Source organism: Bradyrhizobium sp. SPXBL-02, from assembly GCF_051853065.1.
In the GTDB taxonomy this organism is placed as follows: Bacteria; Pseudomonadota; Alphaproteobacteria; order Rhizobiales; family Xanthobacteraceae; genus Bradyrhizobium.
In genome coordinates this window covers 3,939,146-3,954,303 of record NZ_CP182474.1, presented here as the reverse complement: position 1 = coordinate 3,954,303, position 15,158 = coordinate 3,939,146, and the positions used below count along the sequence as shown (strand labels likewise).

Genomic DNA, 15,158 nt, shown 5'->3' with positions numbered 1-15,158 from the left:
GGCCAAAAAGCGGCGGCGATGCGAACCGCCGGTTATGAGGGTTAAATCCGGGATGGGTGTTGCACAGGCAGCACAATCGTTACCGGGAAGACACGGGTATGCTTACCATGATACTCTCGTCCAGACGGCAAGCTACAACCTCTAATTTCGCAATGCGTGGTGCGCGCCTATGCTCCGGCTCGGCGATGACATGCGCGCAAGTGAGTCGTCTCCTCTGCCCCCTCTCGCGTCCGCGCCGGAGCGCTTCTGCCGTACGAGGCGAGCCGCTCAGGCCGACATCGCGCCTCTGCGCCCGAACGGATCGAACAGACGGACGATCTCGCAGGCGGCAACGAGCCCGGCGAGCCAGGCGGCGCTGGTCAGCCCGAGACGGGCAACGACGGCGGCGGTGAACGCGTCCTCGCCACCGAGGAACGGCGTTGCCGCCAGCAGCGCGATCTCATAGGCCGCGTAGGCGGCGATGAGCGTGACCGCAAGCATCAGGGGCGTGCGGCGCCGCGGCAGCATGCGGAGCACCGCGGACGCTGCCGCGGTGGACAGGAGCGCTGCGGCGCCGATCACGAGGCCCCAGGCGATGGTGTTGCCGTCAACGGGATAGTGCAAGGCTCCGAAACCGATGCCCTGGTTCACGAGCCAGGCACCGGCGATGACGAGCTGCGCGTTGCGCAATGGCAGCATCCCGGCCGCGACGACTGCAAACGCCGCGAACGGCGTTGCGCAGGCGAGCGCGAAGCTTGCAAGCGCGCATGACAAGGTCAGCAGCGCAAAGCAGAACACCGGCGCAAGGCGTGGTGCCACCGGATCAAGCCGCAGATGGTCCGCGTGAGGCGGCACGATGCTGAGCGCCATGGATGATCTCCTTCCCATCAATTCTAGTTCGTTTGCGGGCTTGTGACAGCCCCATCGGCATCAAAACGTGGCCCGGCTCTGACGGGTAGCTGCGACCGGGCGGCGGAACGTTCGGTGCGTGGAAGTGCTTGCGACGGCCGCAGCTATCGCCGCCAGCCGGCAACCGACGACTCGACGATCGCAATCATCAGGTCCGTCCGCGCAAGCGTTGCGCCTGGGCCCAGGCGACTGCGACGTCGCGTGGCGGAACATCGACGCGCTTGATGGGCGTCAATTCGCCGGAGGCCGAAACGATCGCCGTCTCTTCGCGTCGGCAGCGCGTGCAGACGAAGCGGACCTCGTGCGGGGACGCCGACCAGGTCGACCGCTTCACATTGGCCGCCATCGGCCAGGCATCGCAATGCGAGCACGACACCAGAAAACGACCGGGATCGAGCATACCCATTCCATCGGACTCCGAATCCTGCCGCTTCCTTCAATGATTAATCCATGTGAATCGTTCCGGTGTCCAAGCACCGCCGGCCTTGCCTCGGGCCGCTACCGGTTCCGCGCAACCGCAGAGCGTCGGATGGCGGATTGCGTTGCGAAGCTCACCGGTGGCGTCGCGGGATTGCGATCCCCTGCAAGTGCCCCGCTCAGCGAGCCCCCTTGAGGGTGCAGGAGGTCGTGCAGGTCACTGTCGTGCCGCGGTCGCACGTTTTGCAGGCGCTGACACACTGGTTCATATCGCGGGGATTGTAGCTGTAGTTGCGCAACGGACAGGCCGGCGTCGTCGAGCCGGTGATGTCCTGCTCCTGATCGCAGGCCGCCGTCATGAGCGCGAACATGATCACTGCAGCGAGGCGCATGGGATTGCCCTGTCAAGCATGGCAAATCACACTCACGGGACGCGCTGCATTGCAGCGAACCCCGGCCTTCCCACCACGAGCGTCGCCGATCAGCGATACTCGCTTGCTGCAAGGATGCGCGCCAAACGTTAAGAACGGATTTCAGCCCGGCTCAGGCCGCAGCCGTCGTTGCGATCGCCTGCCGGATATCGACGGCCAGCTGACGGTACTGCTCCCCGAGCTTCAAATAGAACTCGCGCTTGCTGCTTTCGGTGGCGAGCTTGGCGATCAGCTCGCATTCGGCGGTGAGCGTCTCGAACCGTTCCAGCCTGTCCTCAAGATGTGTCATCGGCGTGTCCCCATCAGACGCCTCAGGGACATCCAACCTAAGCCCGGGAAATAGGTCACGGCGAACATCGTTATGGAGTAGCATCTTTTTTTCCGGCGCGGCGTGCCGGACGCAAGGCACCGCTATTTCTGCTCCAGCCGCCACACGCCGTCCCAATTGGGATCCGGCGGATTGGCCGCAAACTGCGCGATGCGGATGAGCATCGTGCGCGAGGGGCCGTCGCCTGGGACCGCCTCGAGCGCCGCATTGAAGGCGGCGCGCGCCTCGTCGAAGCGCCGGCCGCGATAGGCGGCGAGACCATCAGCATAATGCGTGCGCAACGTCACTTGCGCCTCGGTGAATGCGCCCGCTCTCGCCATCACCTCGAAGATCGCCTGCGGCGCGCTTTGACCCGCGACCGCCAGACGATCGATCTCGCGCAATTCCAGCCGCGATCCGATCCCGTCCGCGGTCGCCTGCGAGATCAGGATGCGGGTGCCGTAGACCTTGTTGACGGCCTCCAGCCGCGAGGCGAGGTTCACGGCATCGCCCATCACGGTGAAGCTCATCATCAGCTCGGACCCGATGCTGCCGGTCAGGACCTCGCCAGTGGCGATGCCGATGCGCAGATCGCACGGCGCCGGCATGGCGCGGATGCCGAGCAGATCCGGCAGCTGCTTCTGCAGCGCAGGCACCTGATCGGCCATCTCGACGGCGGCAAGCCCGGCGAGCAGGCCCTGCTCATCCTCCTCGATGAAGGGAGGTCCCCAATAGGACATGATGGCGTCGCCGATATATTTGTCGATGATGCCGCGATTGTTTCTGATCGGAGCGGACATCACGGTGAAGTAGTGGTTCATCACCTTGACGAGGCCGCGCGGGGTCATGCCCTCGCTCATCGAGGTGAAGCCGCTCATGTCGGAGAACATGATGGTCATCACCCGGCGCTCGCCGTCGATGGCGACCTCCGGCCGGTCGATCAGGCCCTGCACCACTTTCGGGTCGATGTAACGGCCGAAGGTCTCGCGAATGCGCTCGTTGTGCCTGAGCTGCTCGATCATGCGGTTGAAGGCGGCAGCAAGCTCGCCGATCTCGTCCTGCGTCGAGACGGTGATGGGCTTGTCGAACCGGCCCGCCTCGACCTCGCGGGCGCCGGCCAGCAGCAGGCGCACCGGGCGCGTGATGCCACTGCTCACCAGCAGCGCAAAGGCAAACCCGACGATCGCCGCGAGCAAGGTCACGACCCCCGAAACAATGATCGTCTGATGCTGGCGGCTGATCACCTGCGACGTCGAGAAATAGACCTGCGTCAGCATGTCGGCGCGGATCGCATCGACCTTCCGATTGAACACATCGCGCAGGGTGTCGAGGTGCTCCAGCGTGTCCCGGGCCGCGGTCATATCCTTGGCCTCGACCTGCTTGAGCAGTTTCGCATTGCCCTCGTCCAGATCGCGCCGCAGCTCGGTGACGGCGCTTTCGATCCGGACGTCGAGCCGTGCCAGCGCGGCATTGTCGGAATACGTCCTGACGTCGTCGATGATGGCATTGATGAGCTTGCGTGCAGCCTCGGCCTCCTCCTCGAACTTGCGGTCCAACGCCTCGAAGTCGCGAAGCCGCGCCGCGTAGGCCTGCTCGTCCGATGGCGCCTCCATCCTGCTCATCACCATCCGCCGCAGTGCTAGGGCCCGCTCCAGCGAGCGGATGTTCGCACGCGCCAGATGGCTATAGGCGGGGATGTAGCGGTTGGTCAGCTCGTCGAGCAAAATGCCGACCTGGCTGGACATCACCATCGACAGGATCGAGGTGACCAGCATCAGGACGATCAATCCGAGAGCGATGCCGACGATCTTGCGCCGGATCGACTGGTTGAAAATCGGCATAGGTACAGGGCAAACGCTGAAAGGATGAAGCGAGGGAACTCATACACCGGATTTGGCCGAGGGAACACGCGCAATCTGGCTGCTGTGACGTCCTGCGCCGTGCGTAATCGTCGCGCGAGCCCCAATCGTTAACAAAGGTTAAAACCGCTGCCGCTTACGCCATTTCGGAAGTTCCCGAGTTCCAATCCGTATTTTGCCGCATTGTTGCGACAGCTTGAGGGTGCGACACGATGCCGGCGCATCGTTCGATGCTTTGATTCGCAAGCCGCATGTGCGGACCTTGGTTTGTAGTGGTTTTCGCAGGGGGGACCATCGAATGAACCAGTGCCTACGCTCGCTCGCGTGTGTCGTTGCCGTGGCCGCAATGGCCCTCCTTCCCACCGAGCTGGCGGCGAAGAGCAATCACAAATCATCCGCACTGAAGAAGACGCACGAGGCCAAAGCCGGCAAGCACCGCCACGCCGCCGCCGGCAAAGCGCGTCATGGCAAGCACGCCGAAGCCAAGCGCAAATCGAAGACGGTCGACGAGCCCGCGGACAAGCCGGCGCCGCCGCCGCTGACCGGCGATCTCGCCGCGCTGAAGAACGCCATCGATCTGACGCGCAAGGGCAAGACCGAGGATGCGAGCGCCGCGCGCGACCGCATTTCCGATCCCGCGGGACAGAAGCTCGCCGACTGGTTCATGCTGCGCCATTCCGAGAGCACCGCGAACTTCAAGCGCTACGCCGCCTTCCTCGCGGCCAATCCCGATTGGCCGAGCAGCGCCCTGCTCCGCCGCCGCGCCGAGGCGCGGCTGTGGCAGGAGAAGGCCGACGCGGCCATCGTGCACAAATTCACGATGGATCGGCCGACCAGCGCCAAGGGCAAGTTTGCGCTCGCGCGCGTGCTGCTCGCCGAAGGCGAGACCGACAGGGCCGCGCGGCTGGTCCGGGATACCTGGCGCGCGGAGGAATTGTCCGAGCGCAGCGAAGAGGATTCTTACGAAGCCTTCCGTGATCTGCTCACGGCGGACGATCATCGTGCCCGCATGGACAAGCGTCTCGGCGCCAAGGATTATGTAGGCGCGCGGCGCGCGGCCAAGCGGCTCGGCGAGGATGCGCTCGCGATCGTCAAGGCATGCGCCGGCGTCACCGGCAAGGCCAACAAGGCGAAGGACTATCTCGAGGACGTCCCGGCCGAAGCACGCCGCGATCTCGGCTACGTGCTGTGCCGCGCCCAATGGCACCTGCAGAAGGACCGCATCGACGATGCCGCCGAGGTGATCCTCGCCGCCGCGCCGGACACCATGGCGGCCCAGGACACCGACGCGTGGTGGCGCGAGCGCCGCCTGCTCGCGCGCAAGCTGCTCGACCAGGGCAAGTCCAGGACCGCCTATGATGTCGTGCGTATGGCCGCGGTGCCGGAGAAGGAAGTCTATCGCATCGACTATCACTTCATGTGCGGCTGGATCGCGCTGCGCTTTCTGAACGATCCCAGGACGGCGATGATGCACTTCGTCGCGATCGACGAAGGCTCCGCCAATCCGATCGCGCTGTCCCGGGCCCATTACTGGCGCGGCCGCGCCGCCGAAGCCATGGGCGCGACGGCCGATGCGCGCATGAACTATCGGGCTGCGGCGCGCTATCAGACCGCCTATTACGGCCAGCTCGCCCGCGCCAAGCTCGGCCTTGATGAAATCGAGCTGCGTCCGCCCTCGCCCGTGCTGGCTTCGGCCGAGACGCAGCTAGCGGACGAGCGCGTGCGCGCCGCCGACATGCTCTACGGCATCGGCGAGCGCGACATGGTGTTCTACTACGCCGAGGATTTCGCCAAGGAGAGCACCGATGTCACCGCGCTCGAAGCGCTCGCCGAGCTCGCCGGCCGGCGCAACGATGCGCGCGTGATGCTGGAGGTCGGCAAGACCGCGCTGGCGCGCGGGCTCGCGCTCGACCATTACGCCTTCCCGACCATCGGCATTCCCGAGCACAAGCAGGTTGCGCCTGCGATCGAGACCAGCGTGATCTATTCGGTGGCGCGCACCGAGAGCTCGTTCGATCAGCGCGACAAGTCGCCGGCCAACGCGGTCGGGCTGATGCAGGTGACGCCGGAAGCCGGCCGCGACACCGCCAAGCGCTTCGGCCTGACCTATGACTGGGACAGGATGGTGTCCGATCCCGTCTACAACACCCAGATGGGCGCGGCCGAGCTCAGCGCGCTGCTGTCGGAATATCGCGGCAACCAGATCATGACCTTCGCCGGCTACAATGCCGGCCGCGGCCGCGTGCGCGAGTGGGTGCAGGCGCGCGGCGATCCACGCGATCCCAATGTCGATCCGGTCGACTGGGTCGAGCGCATCCCGCTGTCGGAGACACGCAACTACGTCCAGCGCGTGATGGAGAACGTGCTGGTCTACCGCGCAAGATTCGAAGGCAGCGGCATGATCGCCGGCAAGAGCGACCAGCGCGTGGTGACGCACGAGGCCGGCGCAGCGGCGCCAGTGGCGACCGCAGCACCCGCTCCCTGATCGACGCCGCCGGGGCTGGACGCGACGCCTGCAAGGATACGGTGCTGCGGCTCCCACGCGAGTGCAGTCGCGCAGCTAGGTGTCACCTCCTTCCATCGTGATCAGATCGCAACTGTCCAAACATGCGCCGGTCAAGGCTCTCGCGACGGTCCAGGCGCTGATCGTGCAGCTCCAGCACCAGACGGCACTCATGACCGTCAGTATCTCGATCATGCTGCCAGCGGCGAGCTCGACCTTCCCTAGGGCCGGTTCTGTCCGCCCAGGCACCGGCCATTGCATGAACAGCGTGGAGAATTCGCCGCGCCGATAACAATTGTCGTCGCAGTAACGGCGCTGCATCCGCGCATGGCGGACATAGCCGGAGCGCAAGGGACGCGAGCATGTGCTGCACGTGGCCGCGTGCAACGGCGGCTCGTGATTGACCACCACGAATTTCATGAAGCGGCTCTCACACCATCTTTCGCCAGCGTCTCGCAGAACAGCGCGTAGCACTGATGATCGCAGTAAGGCAGACGGGTCGCGATCTCGCGCAGATAGCTGCCGCTGATCGGCTCGCAGCACTGCATGCACCAGGTCTGCCGGAACGGGGTCCGGCCGTTGACCAGCACGAACGCGAATCTCATGTGGCACCTCCCAAAGCGAAGCAGTAAACGCTGTCGAGCGGAGACAGTGCTGGCGGTGGAGCGCACAGATGGTTTCGGCCGTCCGGATTATCCCTGTTTCGCTCCACCTTTTGCGGTGGGATCAGGATGTATCTCCCGTCCTCCCGGCGCCGCGCATAGATCTGGCCCTCGATGTACTTGATGTCGGTCGGATAACAATCGGCGCTGTTGCAACAACTGACGCTCGGGTTGTCCGGCATGTGCCAGGTGGAATAGAATTTTTCGTGCAGCGCCTGGTCCTGAGGTGGGTGCTGGCGATGGACGGCACCGTGTCCCGTCTCCTGTGCCTGGAGGGCCGCGATGGGGGTGATGAGAACGATCCAGCAGAAGAGCTTGCATGAGCGGTTCAACGACACAGCCTCCCGGATCAGCTCTCCAATGCAGCCTTATGCGACCTGAGCCCGAAACAACCACTGCCGGTCGCGTTCGCTTCGCGTGCGGAAACGATCAACGCACTTCTTTGAGCAGAGCGCCGTGCGCCAGGAGTAGTAGCGGATCAGGCCAAACTTGCCGCCGCAAACTGCACATCCGCTGAGCGAGGAGCAACTTTCGGACTCCGATCGGTGACGCTCAGGAAGTACCGACATATCGCACATTGTTGTCTCCCTCTGTTGCTTGCGCTTTTCTCAGTTGTTCCCTTCGACACTCTCGATGGTCGAGAGGCTAGTCCGCCGGGCACGAAGCGCTCAATTGTACGGAGGTAAAATGGCCGACATGACTAGGAATGGAGGAGCTATACCTAGGTTTGCCCCGTATTCGACCGGGGGGCCCACGCGGCTCGAGTTCAACGAGACGGCGCACGACGCTTCGGCTGCACGGTCACCGTGAAAACTTGGCCGGCACGGTGTCCTTGATGCGCCACAATGGACCCGGCGGCGAGCGGACGGTCCAAAGGCGAATGTCATGACCGCCGATCCGACTTTGGCTGGAATTGCTCCTCTCGCCGCAACGTGCTCTACTCATCTTCACGCAGAGAGTGCCGGGAGCGTCTGCGATGAAGCCTGGCCGGGCAGCGACGTTCGGGAAGTCAGCCGCGCAATTCCTCGTCGGCTGCCTGAGGCAAACTGTTCCCGCCAAGCCGCGCACCGATTCCAATGCCGCCGACTTGCTCGAGGCGGTCAAGCAGTGGCAGCAGGTCTTCGAGCACACGCCGGTCATGTACTTCATGGTCGATCCGGCCGGTACCGTGATCAACGTGAACACGTTCGGCGCCGAGCAGCTGGGCTACACGCCGGCCGAGTTGATCGGCCGATCCGTGCTGGACGTCTTCCTCGCGGAAGATCGCGCCACTGTCCGCGCCTGTCTCGCGTTGTGCCTCAAGACCCTTGATCAGTCACACACCTGGGAAATCCGGAAAGTTCGCAAGGACGGCTCGATGTTATGGGTCCGCGAGAACGCCAAGGCCATGCTGCGGGCCAATCGCGGACCAATCGTGCTTGTCGCCTGCGAGAACATCACCGAGCGCAAGGAGGCAGAGAACGCGCTGCGACAGAGCGAGGCTTACCTCGCCCAGGCGCAGGAATTGAGCCACACCGGTAGTTTCGGCTGGAAGGCCGCAACCCGCGAGATCACCTGGTCCAAGGAGACCTATCGCATCTTCGAATGCGAAGAGGGGACGAAGCCCGCGATCCCATTCATGCTTCAGCGGATCCATCCGGAGGACCGGCTCGCTGTGAAGCAGACGACGGGCCAGGCGGCGCGCGAAGGGAAAGACTATGATCACGAATACCGGCTGGTGATGCCCGACGGTTCCATCAAATATGTTAGAGCGGTGGCACGAGCAACGCGAGATTCCAACGGTTGCGTGGAGTTCGTCGGATCGGTGACCGACATCACGGCGACCAAAGAGGCGGAGCGTAGGCTTCGTGACAGCGAGCAGCGCTTTCGAGATTATGCCGAAACCGCGTCTGACTGGTTCTGGGAAACCGGCCCAGACCATCGCGTCACCCAGATATCGGAACACTCCGATACCAACACCGTCCCCGCGGGCCTGATCGGGCTCACACGCTGGGACATTGCTCCTGATGCTGCTCTCGAGCCCGAAAAATGGCGGCAACATCGAGCGGCGCTCGACGCCCACGTCCCGTTCCGCGACTTGGTGTATCGCAGCAGAGACCGCGATGGACGGCCAATCTACGTCCGGACCAGCGGCAAGCCGTTCTTCGACGCCGACGGCGCTTTCCTGGGCTACCGTGGCGTTTGCTCCGACGTGACCGCGGCCATCCGGGCCAATCAAGCCGAAGACGCGCTGCGCAAGGCCCAGGCCGAACTCGCCCATGTGACACGTGTCACGACACTGGGTGAGCTGACCGCTTCGATTGCCCACGAAATCAATCAGCCGCTCGCCGCGGTGATCGCAAACGCCGACGCCTGCCTCGCCTGGCTGCAGCGCAGTCCGCCGGATATCAAAGCGGCCCGCCGCTCCGTGGAATGGATCATCGAGGATGGCAGGCGTGCCGGCGACGTGATCCGTCACGTTCGGGCGCTCGCCAAGGGGTCTGACATCGAGATGGTTCCGCTCGATGCCAATGCGGTCGTGCGGGAGGCCGTTGCACTCGTTCAGCGCGAAATGGCCAGCCACGCCGTGTCCGTCCGCATGGAGCTGTCGTCGGCGCTGCCGAGGATCTTTGGCGATCGCATTCAATTGCAGCAGGTCCTGATCAACCTCATCATGAACGGGATCGAGGCCATGGGAGACGTCCACGATCGCCCGCGCGAGCTGGCGATCCGTTCAGAGGCGAGCGGCGATGGCGCGATGCAAATGAGCGTTTCCGACCGCGGAGTCGGCATCAGCGAACAGGCGATGGACCGCCTGTTCACGCCGTTCTTTACCACGAAGTCCTCCGGCATGGGCATGGGTCTGTCGATCTGTCGATCGATCATCGAGGCCCATGGCGGACGACTTTACGCCGTGCCAAATCAGGAGCGCGGCGCGACTTTTCAGATTACCTTGCCCCTCCATCGAGAGGAAGCATCGTGACCGAGCGCGCGGACTCTTCGCCGCCACAGAAGGACGGCGATCAGCCCATTGTCCTCATCGTCGACGACGACGCGTCCATGCGCCGTGCGCTCACCAATCTGTTCGAGTCGGTCGGTCTCAAGGTCGAAGCATTCGGCTCGGCGCCGCAGCTCCTCCAGGCCAAGCCGCCAGACGTCCCAAGCTGCCTGGTGCTCGACATCCGCCTGCCCGGAACGAGCGGCCTCGAGCTGCAGACCGATCTTGCCAAGGCAAATATCCACACGCCTATCATCTTCATTACCGGTCACGGCGATATTCCCATGACGGTTCGGGCCATGAAGAGCGGGGCGATCGACTTCTTGACCAAGCCGGTCCGCGATCAGGACATTCTCGACGCAGTCCAGGCCGCGATCGAGCGAGACCGCAAGCGCCGCGACCTCAACAGGACGGTCTCGACCGTCAGATCACGCTTCGAGTCACTGTCCTCGCGGGAGCGAGACGTATTGTCACTGGTGACGTCCGGCCTGATGAACAAGCAGGTGGCCGCCCAGCTCGGATTGGCCGAAATCACCGTTAAAATCTACCGCGGCCAGATCATGCGGAAAATGGGCGCGAAGTCGCTGGCCGACCTGGTGAGAATGAGCGAGGCGCTCGGGATTGGCCCGAACAAGTCCGATGCACAAACCTAAGTATGAGTTTCCAATCGTGACCGGCAGGTCCACCTTACGCCTTTATGTTGTAGCCGTGGGCGACGGCAAGCGTAATTCCCGGCGAGGAGCGGACGTCTTGTCAGTGGCTTCGGTCATCTCGGTGCTTGACGACGACCCCTACGTTCGGGCCGCGATCAACAATCTCTTGGAATCGCGCGGATACAACGTCCACACATTCGCCTCGGCGGAAGAGTTCTTGAGCTCGACCGATTCGAGCGACACCTCGTGCGTGATCGCCGACGTGCAGATGCCGCTGATGAGCGGAATCGATCTGTTGACGCAGATGCGGGCGCAGGGTTCGGCCACGCCGTTCATATTCATCACAGCTTTCCCGGATGACGGCGTGCGTGTGCGGGCACTCAATGCGGGCGCAATCTGTTTTCTCGGTAAGCCGTTCGCTGCCTCGGATCTGATGCAATGCCTGGACCGTGCGCTGGCACTCGATCACCAAACCACGTCGTGAGCGCCCGCGGCCCACAAACGCGGCAGTGACCGAGATGGCCGGGCTGGCGGCCTACTCAGAAAATTCGCGGAACCTCGCCACACCGCGAGGCCTGCGCCGACCGCCTCAATCCACCTTGATGTTCGCCGCCTTGATGATCGGCCACCATTTCGCGATCTCGGCCTTTTGCCGCGTGGCGAGCGCTTCGGGCGTGAGCTGATCCTTGGGCGTCATCTCCAGGCCCTGGCTTTCGAGCTGCTTCCTCACCGCAGGATCGTTCAGTGCTTCCACGGCCGCGGCATTGAGCTTTGCGACGATCTCCTTCGGCGTGCCCTTCGGCACCCACATGCCCGACCACAGCGTCATGTTGAAGCCCTTCAGGCCCGCCTCCTCCGCGGTCGGGATCTCGGGCGCCGAGGCGAGGCGCTTGTCGTCGGTGACGGCGTAGGCGCGGATGGTGCCGGCGCGGACCTGGCTGATGGAGTTGGAGGTCTGGTCGACGATGATGTCGATCTGGCCGGCGATCAGGTCGTTCAATGCGGGCGCCGTGCCGCGATACGGCACGTATTGCAGCTTGATGCCGGAGACGCTCTCGAAATAGACGCCGGCGATGTGGCTGCCGGAGCCTGCGCCGGCCGTGCCGGCGGTCGGCGGCGACGGCCGCGACTTCAGCCAGTCCAATAGCTCCTTCAGCGAGGTCGCGGGCGCCGCGTTCTTGCTGACCACGATCATCGGATTGCTCGGCAGCAGCACCACCGGCTCGAGGTCGGCGACGAGGTCGTATTTGAGCTTGTAGACGGCGCCGTTGGCGACGTGGGTGCCGAGATGGCCGAACGAGATGGTGTAGCCGTCGGGCGGCGATTGCACGGCACGGCCGACCCCGATCGAGCCGCCTGCTCCGGTCACGTTCTCGACCACCAGGGGCTGGCCGAGCGAGACGCGCATCCGCTCGGCAAGCACGCGCGCCATCGCATCCGACGGCCCGCCGGCCGCGAACGGCACGATGATGGTGATGGGACGGGAGGGATAATCGTCGACGCGCGCGACGCCTGCGACAGCGAGAACAGCAATCAGCGCAGCCCAGACCGCCTTCGTCATTGTCTTCTCCCCAGCGATGTCGATATTGTTCTTGCTCTTCCCGCGTACGGGAAGAGGGATCATTCGTGGCGTATTGCCGCGCTAGAACTGGGAATAGTCGATCGGCTTGTGACGATCGAGCGTGCGGGTGACCGGCGGCAGCGGGTATTTCAGGCCGGTCGCGCAGTTGAACAGCATGACGCGGTCGGTCTTGCTGACGCGGCCGTCGGCGAGGCTCTCCTTGTAGGCGGCGTAGGTTGCGGCGCCCTCGGGACAGAGCAGCAGCCCCTCCTCGCGCGCGACCTCGTTCAGCGCCGCCGAGATCTTGTCGTCGTCGACCGCAATGGCAAAGCCCTTGCTCTCGCGCACCGCGCGCAGAATGAGAAAATCGCCGATCGCCTGCGGCACGCGGATGCCCGAGGCGATGGTGTGGGCGTCCTCCCAGCGCGTCGCGTGCTCGGTGCCGGCCTCATAGGCCCGCACCATCGGCGCGCAGCCCGAGGCCTGCACCGCAACCATGCGCGGGCGCTTTGATCCGATGAAGCCGATCTTCTCCAGCTCGTCGAAGGCCTTCCACATGCCGATCAGGCCGGTGCCGCCGCCGGTCGGATAGAAGATCACGTCGGGCACGTCCCAGCCGAGCTGCTCGGCGAGCTCCAGGCCCATCGTCTTCTTGCCTTCGATGCGGTACGGCTCCTTCAAGGTCGAGGTGTCGAACCAGCCGACCTTGGCCTTGCCCTCGCCGACGATCTTGCCGCAATCGTCGATATAGCCGTTGACGCGGTAGACGGTCGCGCCCTGGAGCTCGATCTCGCTGACGTTCACTTCAGGCGTATCCGCCGGGCAGAAGATCGTGGTCTTGATGCCGCAGGAGGTCGCATAGGCCGCCAGCGCCGCGCCGGCATTGCCGTTGGTCGGCATCGCCATGTGCTTGATGCCGAGCGCCTTGCCCATCGACACCGCCATCACGAGACCGCGCGCCTTGAACGAGCCGGTCGGCAGCCGTCCCTCGTCCTTGACGATGATCTCGCCGCCGCCAAGCTTCTTGCCGAGCTTGGGCAGCCGGATCAGAGGCGTCGTGACTTCACCGAGCGAGACGATGTCCTTGCATTTGCGAACCGGCAGCAGCTCGCGATAGCGCCACATGTCGCCGGGGCGTTGGGCGAGTGCGTCCTTGGTCAGCGCCTTCTTCACGCCCGCGAGATCGTAGCGCACCAGAAGCGGCTTGCCGACCTTGGAGAGGTTGTGGACCTGGTCGGCGGCGTAATGGTCGCCTTCCATGGCACATTCGAGATGGGTGACGAAGGTCGGGCGCTCGATGGTGAGGTTGTCATTGTCGTGCATGGGATGATTTCCTTCTTGTTCTGCAAACGGCTCTCTCTGCTCGTCATTGCGAGCGAAGCGAAGCAATCCAGAGTCTTTCCGCAGAGGCGGTCTGGATTGCTTCGCTGCGCTCGCAATGACGGCGGTGGGCGGCGATGCCAGCCATCAAATATTCAACACCCGTCCATACGCATCCAGCACGGCTTCCTTCATCATCTCCGACAGCGTCGGATGCGGGAACACCGTGTGCATCAACTCTTCTTCCGTGGTCTCCAGGTTCATGGCGACGACGTAGCCCTGGATCAGCTCGGTGACCTCGGCGCCGACCATGTGGGCCCCTAACAGCTGGCCGGTCTTCTTGTCGAAGATCACCTTGACCAGGCCCTGATCCTCGCCGAGGGCGATCGCCTTGCCGTTGCCGACGAAGGGGAAGCGGCCGACGCGGACCTCGCGGCCGTTCTCCTTGGCCTTGGCTTCGGTCAAACCGACGGAGGCCACCTGCGGATGGCAATAGGTGCAGCCCGGGATCATGTTCTTGTCCATGGGATGCGGGTGCAGGCCCTTGATCGCCTCGACGCAGATCACGCCCTCATGTTCGGCCTTGTGCGCAAGCATCGGAGGACCGGAGACGTCGCCGATGGCATAGATGCCGGGAACGTTGGTCTTGCCGTAGCCGTCGACCACGATGATGCCGCGATCGGTTTTGACACCGACTTTTTCCAGGCCGAGATTCTCGATATTGCCGACGACGCCGACCGCCGAGATTACGCGCTCGAACTCGGTCGCGACGGGCTTGCCCTTGCCGTCGTCGATGGTGGCGACGACGCTGTCGGCCTTCTTCTCCACCTTTGTCACCTTGGTGGAGGACATGATCTTGATGCCCTGCTTCTCCAGCCGCTTGCGGGCGAAGCCTGCGATCTCGGCGTCCTCGACGGGCAGGATCTGCGGCAGGACTTCCACCACGGTCACGTCGGAGCCCATGGTGTGGAAGAACGAGGCGAACTCGATGCCGATCGCGCCGGAGCCGACCACCAGCAGCGACTTCGGCATCCGCTCCGGCACCATTGCTTCAAAGTAGGTCCAGATCAGCTTCTTGTCGGGCTCGAGGCCGGGCAGCACGCGCGGCCGTGCGCCGGTCGCGACGATGATGTGCTTGGCCTGATAAGTCCCCTCGCCCAGCGCGCCCTTCGGGCCCTCGACGTCGGACTTCTTCACGGTGACCTTGCCGGGCGCATCGATCGAGGCGGCGCCCCAGATCACGCTCACCTTGTTCTTCTTCATCAGGAAGCCGACGCCGTCGTTCAGCCGCTTGGAGACGCCGCGCGAGCGCTGCACCACGGCCTTCGGATCGAACGAGACCTTCTCCGCCGACAGGCCGTAGTCTTTGGCGTGCTGCATGTAGTGATAAATCTCGGCCGAGCGTAAGAGCGCCTTGGTCGGGATGCAGCCCCAGTTCAGGCAGATGCCGCCGAGATAGGACTTTTCGACGATCGCGGTCTTGAGGCCGAGCTGCGCGGCGCGGATTGCGGTGACATAGCCGCCGGGGCCGGAGCCGATGATGATGACGTCGAAGGATGTATCGGCCATAGCGGCTCCCG

The 15,158-nt window shown here is 64.1% G+C and carries 15 protein-coding genes; 4 read left to right on the top strand and 11 right to left on the bottom strand.

Annotation, left to right across the window (positions count from 1 at the left end; all coding sequences use genetic code 11):
- Positions 1-267 precede the first annotated feature (267 nt).
- The 5 genes from ACNJYD_RS18360 to ACNJYD_RS18340 form a co-directional block, all read right to left on the bottom strand.
- Positions 268-849: a hypothetical protein gene (locus tag ACNJYD_RS18360; protein WP_439367317.1), complete on the bottom strand. Its 582-nt coding sequence runs from the start codon at positions 847-849 to the stop codon at positions 268-270.
- A 187-nt stretch (positions 850-1,036) separates the two neighbouring features.
- Positions 1,037-1,294 (bottom strand): hypothetical protein, encoded by a 258-nt coding sequence (locus ACNJYD_RS18355; RefSeq protein ID WP_439367315.1) that lies wholly within the window; start codon positions 1,292-1,294, stop codon positions 1,037-1,039.
- Positions 1,295-1,484: 190 nt separating this feature from the next.
- Positions 1,485-1,697, bottom strand: coding sequence for a hypothetical protein (locus tag ACNJYD_RS18350; RefSeq protein WP_172783652.1), 213 nt, complete (start codon positions 1,695-1,697; stop codon positions 1,485-1,487).
- Positions 1,698-1,848: 151 nt separating this feature from the next.
- Positions 1,849-2,025, bottom strand: a complete 177-nt coding sequence (locus tag ACNJYD_RS18345) for a hypothetical protein (protein WP_172783651.1) — start codon at positions 2,023-2,025, stop codon at positions 1,849-1,851.
- A gap of 122 nt (positions 2,026-2,147) precedes the next feature.
- The gene (locus ACNJYD_RS18340) at positions 2,148-3,884 is read right to left on the bottom strand and encodes an adenylate/guanylate cyclase domain-containing protein (RefSeq protein ID WP_439367311.1); all 1,737 of its coding nucleotides are present in this window, start codon (positions 3,882-3,884) and stop codon (positions 2,148-2,150) included.
- Between the two features lie 316 nt (positions 3,885-4,200).
- On the opposite strand from ACNJYD_RS18340, the gene ACNJYD_RS18335 reads away from it, so the two are divergent.
- Positions 4,201-6,387, top strand: coding sequence for a lytic transglycosylase domain-containing protein (locus ACNJYD_RS18335; RefSeq protein ID WP_439367309.1), 2,187 nt, complete (start codon positions 4,201-4,203; stop codon positions 6,385-6,387).
- Between the two features lie 75 nt (positions 6,388-6,462).
- Here ACNJYD_RS18335 and ACNJYD_RS18330 read toward each other — a convergent pair whose 3' ends face one another.
- From ACNJYD_RS18330 to ACNJYD_RS18320, 3 genes are read right to left on the bottom strand one after another with little or no spacing between them, the layout of a single operon-like run.
- A complete protein-coding gene (locus ACNJYD_RS18330) occupies positions 6,463-6,825 on the bottom strand; it encodes a hypothetical protein (protein WP_439367306.1) in 363 nt (120 codons plus the stop codon).
- Positions 6,822-7,010 carry a hypothetical protein gene (locus ACNJYD_RS18325; protein ID WP_172782859.1) on the bottom strand — a complete coding sequence of 63 codons (189 nt, stop codon included), beginning with the start codon at positions 7,008-7,010 and terminating at the stop codon, positions 6,822-6,824. Before ACNJYD_RS18325 ends, ACNJYD_RS18330 begins: the two co-directional genes overlap by 4 nt.
- On the bottom strand, positions 7,007-7,405 hold the full coding sequence (locus ACNJYD_RS18320; protein WP_271506594.1) for a hypothetical protein: 399 nt from the start codon (positions 7,403-7,405) through the stop codon (positions 7,007-7,009). Before ACNJYD_RS18320 ends, ACNJYD_RS18325 begins: the two co-directional genes overlap by 4 nt.
- Positions 7,406-8,043: 638 nt before the next feature.
- Between ACNJYD_RS18320 and ACNJYD_RS18315 the strand changes: the two genes are divergently transcribed.
- The 3 genes from ACNJYD_RS18315 (at position 8,044) to ACNJYD_RS18305 (ending at position 11,181) form a co-directional block, all read left to right on the top strand.
- Complete coding sequence (locus ACNJYD_RS18315) at positions 8,044-10,029, top strand: PAS domain-containing sensor histidine kinase (protein WP_439367302.1); 1,986 nt, start codon at positions 8,044-8,046, stop codon at positions 10,027-10,029.
- Complete coding sequence (locus ACNJYD_RS18310; RefSeq protein WP_172783645.1) at positions 10,026-10,697, top strand: response regulator transcription factor; 672 nt, start codon at positions 10,026-10,028, stop codon at positions 10,695-10,697. Before ACNJYD_RS18315 ends, ACNJYD_RS18310 begins: the two co-directional genes overlap by 4 nt.
- Before the next feature lie 97 nt (positions 10,698-10,794).
- Positions 10,795-11,181, top strand: a complete 387-nt coding sequence (locus ACNJYD_RS18305) for a response regulator transcription factor (protein WP_172783821.1) — start codon at positions 10,795-10,797, stop codon at positions 11,179-11,181.
- 105 nt (positions 11,182-11,286) lie between these two features.
- On the opposite strand, the gene ACNJYD_RS18300 is transcribed toward ACNJYD_RS18305, so the two are convergent.
- From ACNJYD_RS18300 to lpdA, 3 genes are all read right to left on the bottom strand, one after another.
- Positions 11,287-12,258 carry a tripartite tricarboxylate transporter substrate binding protein BugD gene (locus tag ACNJYD_RS18300; RefSeq protein WP_439367299.1) on the bottom strand — a complete coding sequence of 324 codons (972 nt, stop codon included), beginning with the start codon at positions 12,256-12,258 and terminating at the stop codon, positions 11,287-11,289.
- 81 nt (positions 12,259-12,339) lie between these two features.
- On the bottom strand, positions 12,340-13,581 hold the full coding sequence (locus ACNJYD_RS18295; protein ID WP_439367296.1) for a threonine synthase: 1,242 nt from the start codon (positions 13,579-13,581) through the stop codon (positions 12,340-12,342).
- A gap of 144 nt (positions 13,582-13,725) precedes the next feature.
- Positions 13,726-15,147 (bottom strand): dihydrolipoyl dehydrogenase, encoded by a 1,422-nt coding sequence (gene lpdA, locus ACNJYD_RS18290; RefSeq protein WP_439367293.1) that lies wholly within the window; start codon positions 15,145-15,147, stop codon positions 13,726-13,728.
- Positions 15,148-15,158: the final 11 nt, after the last annotated feature.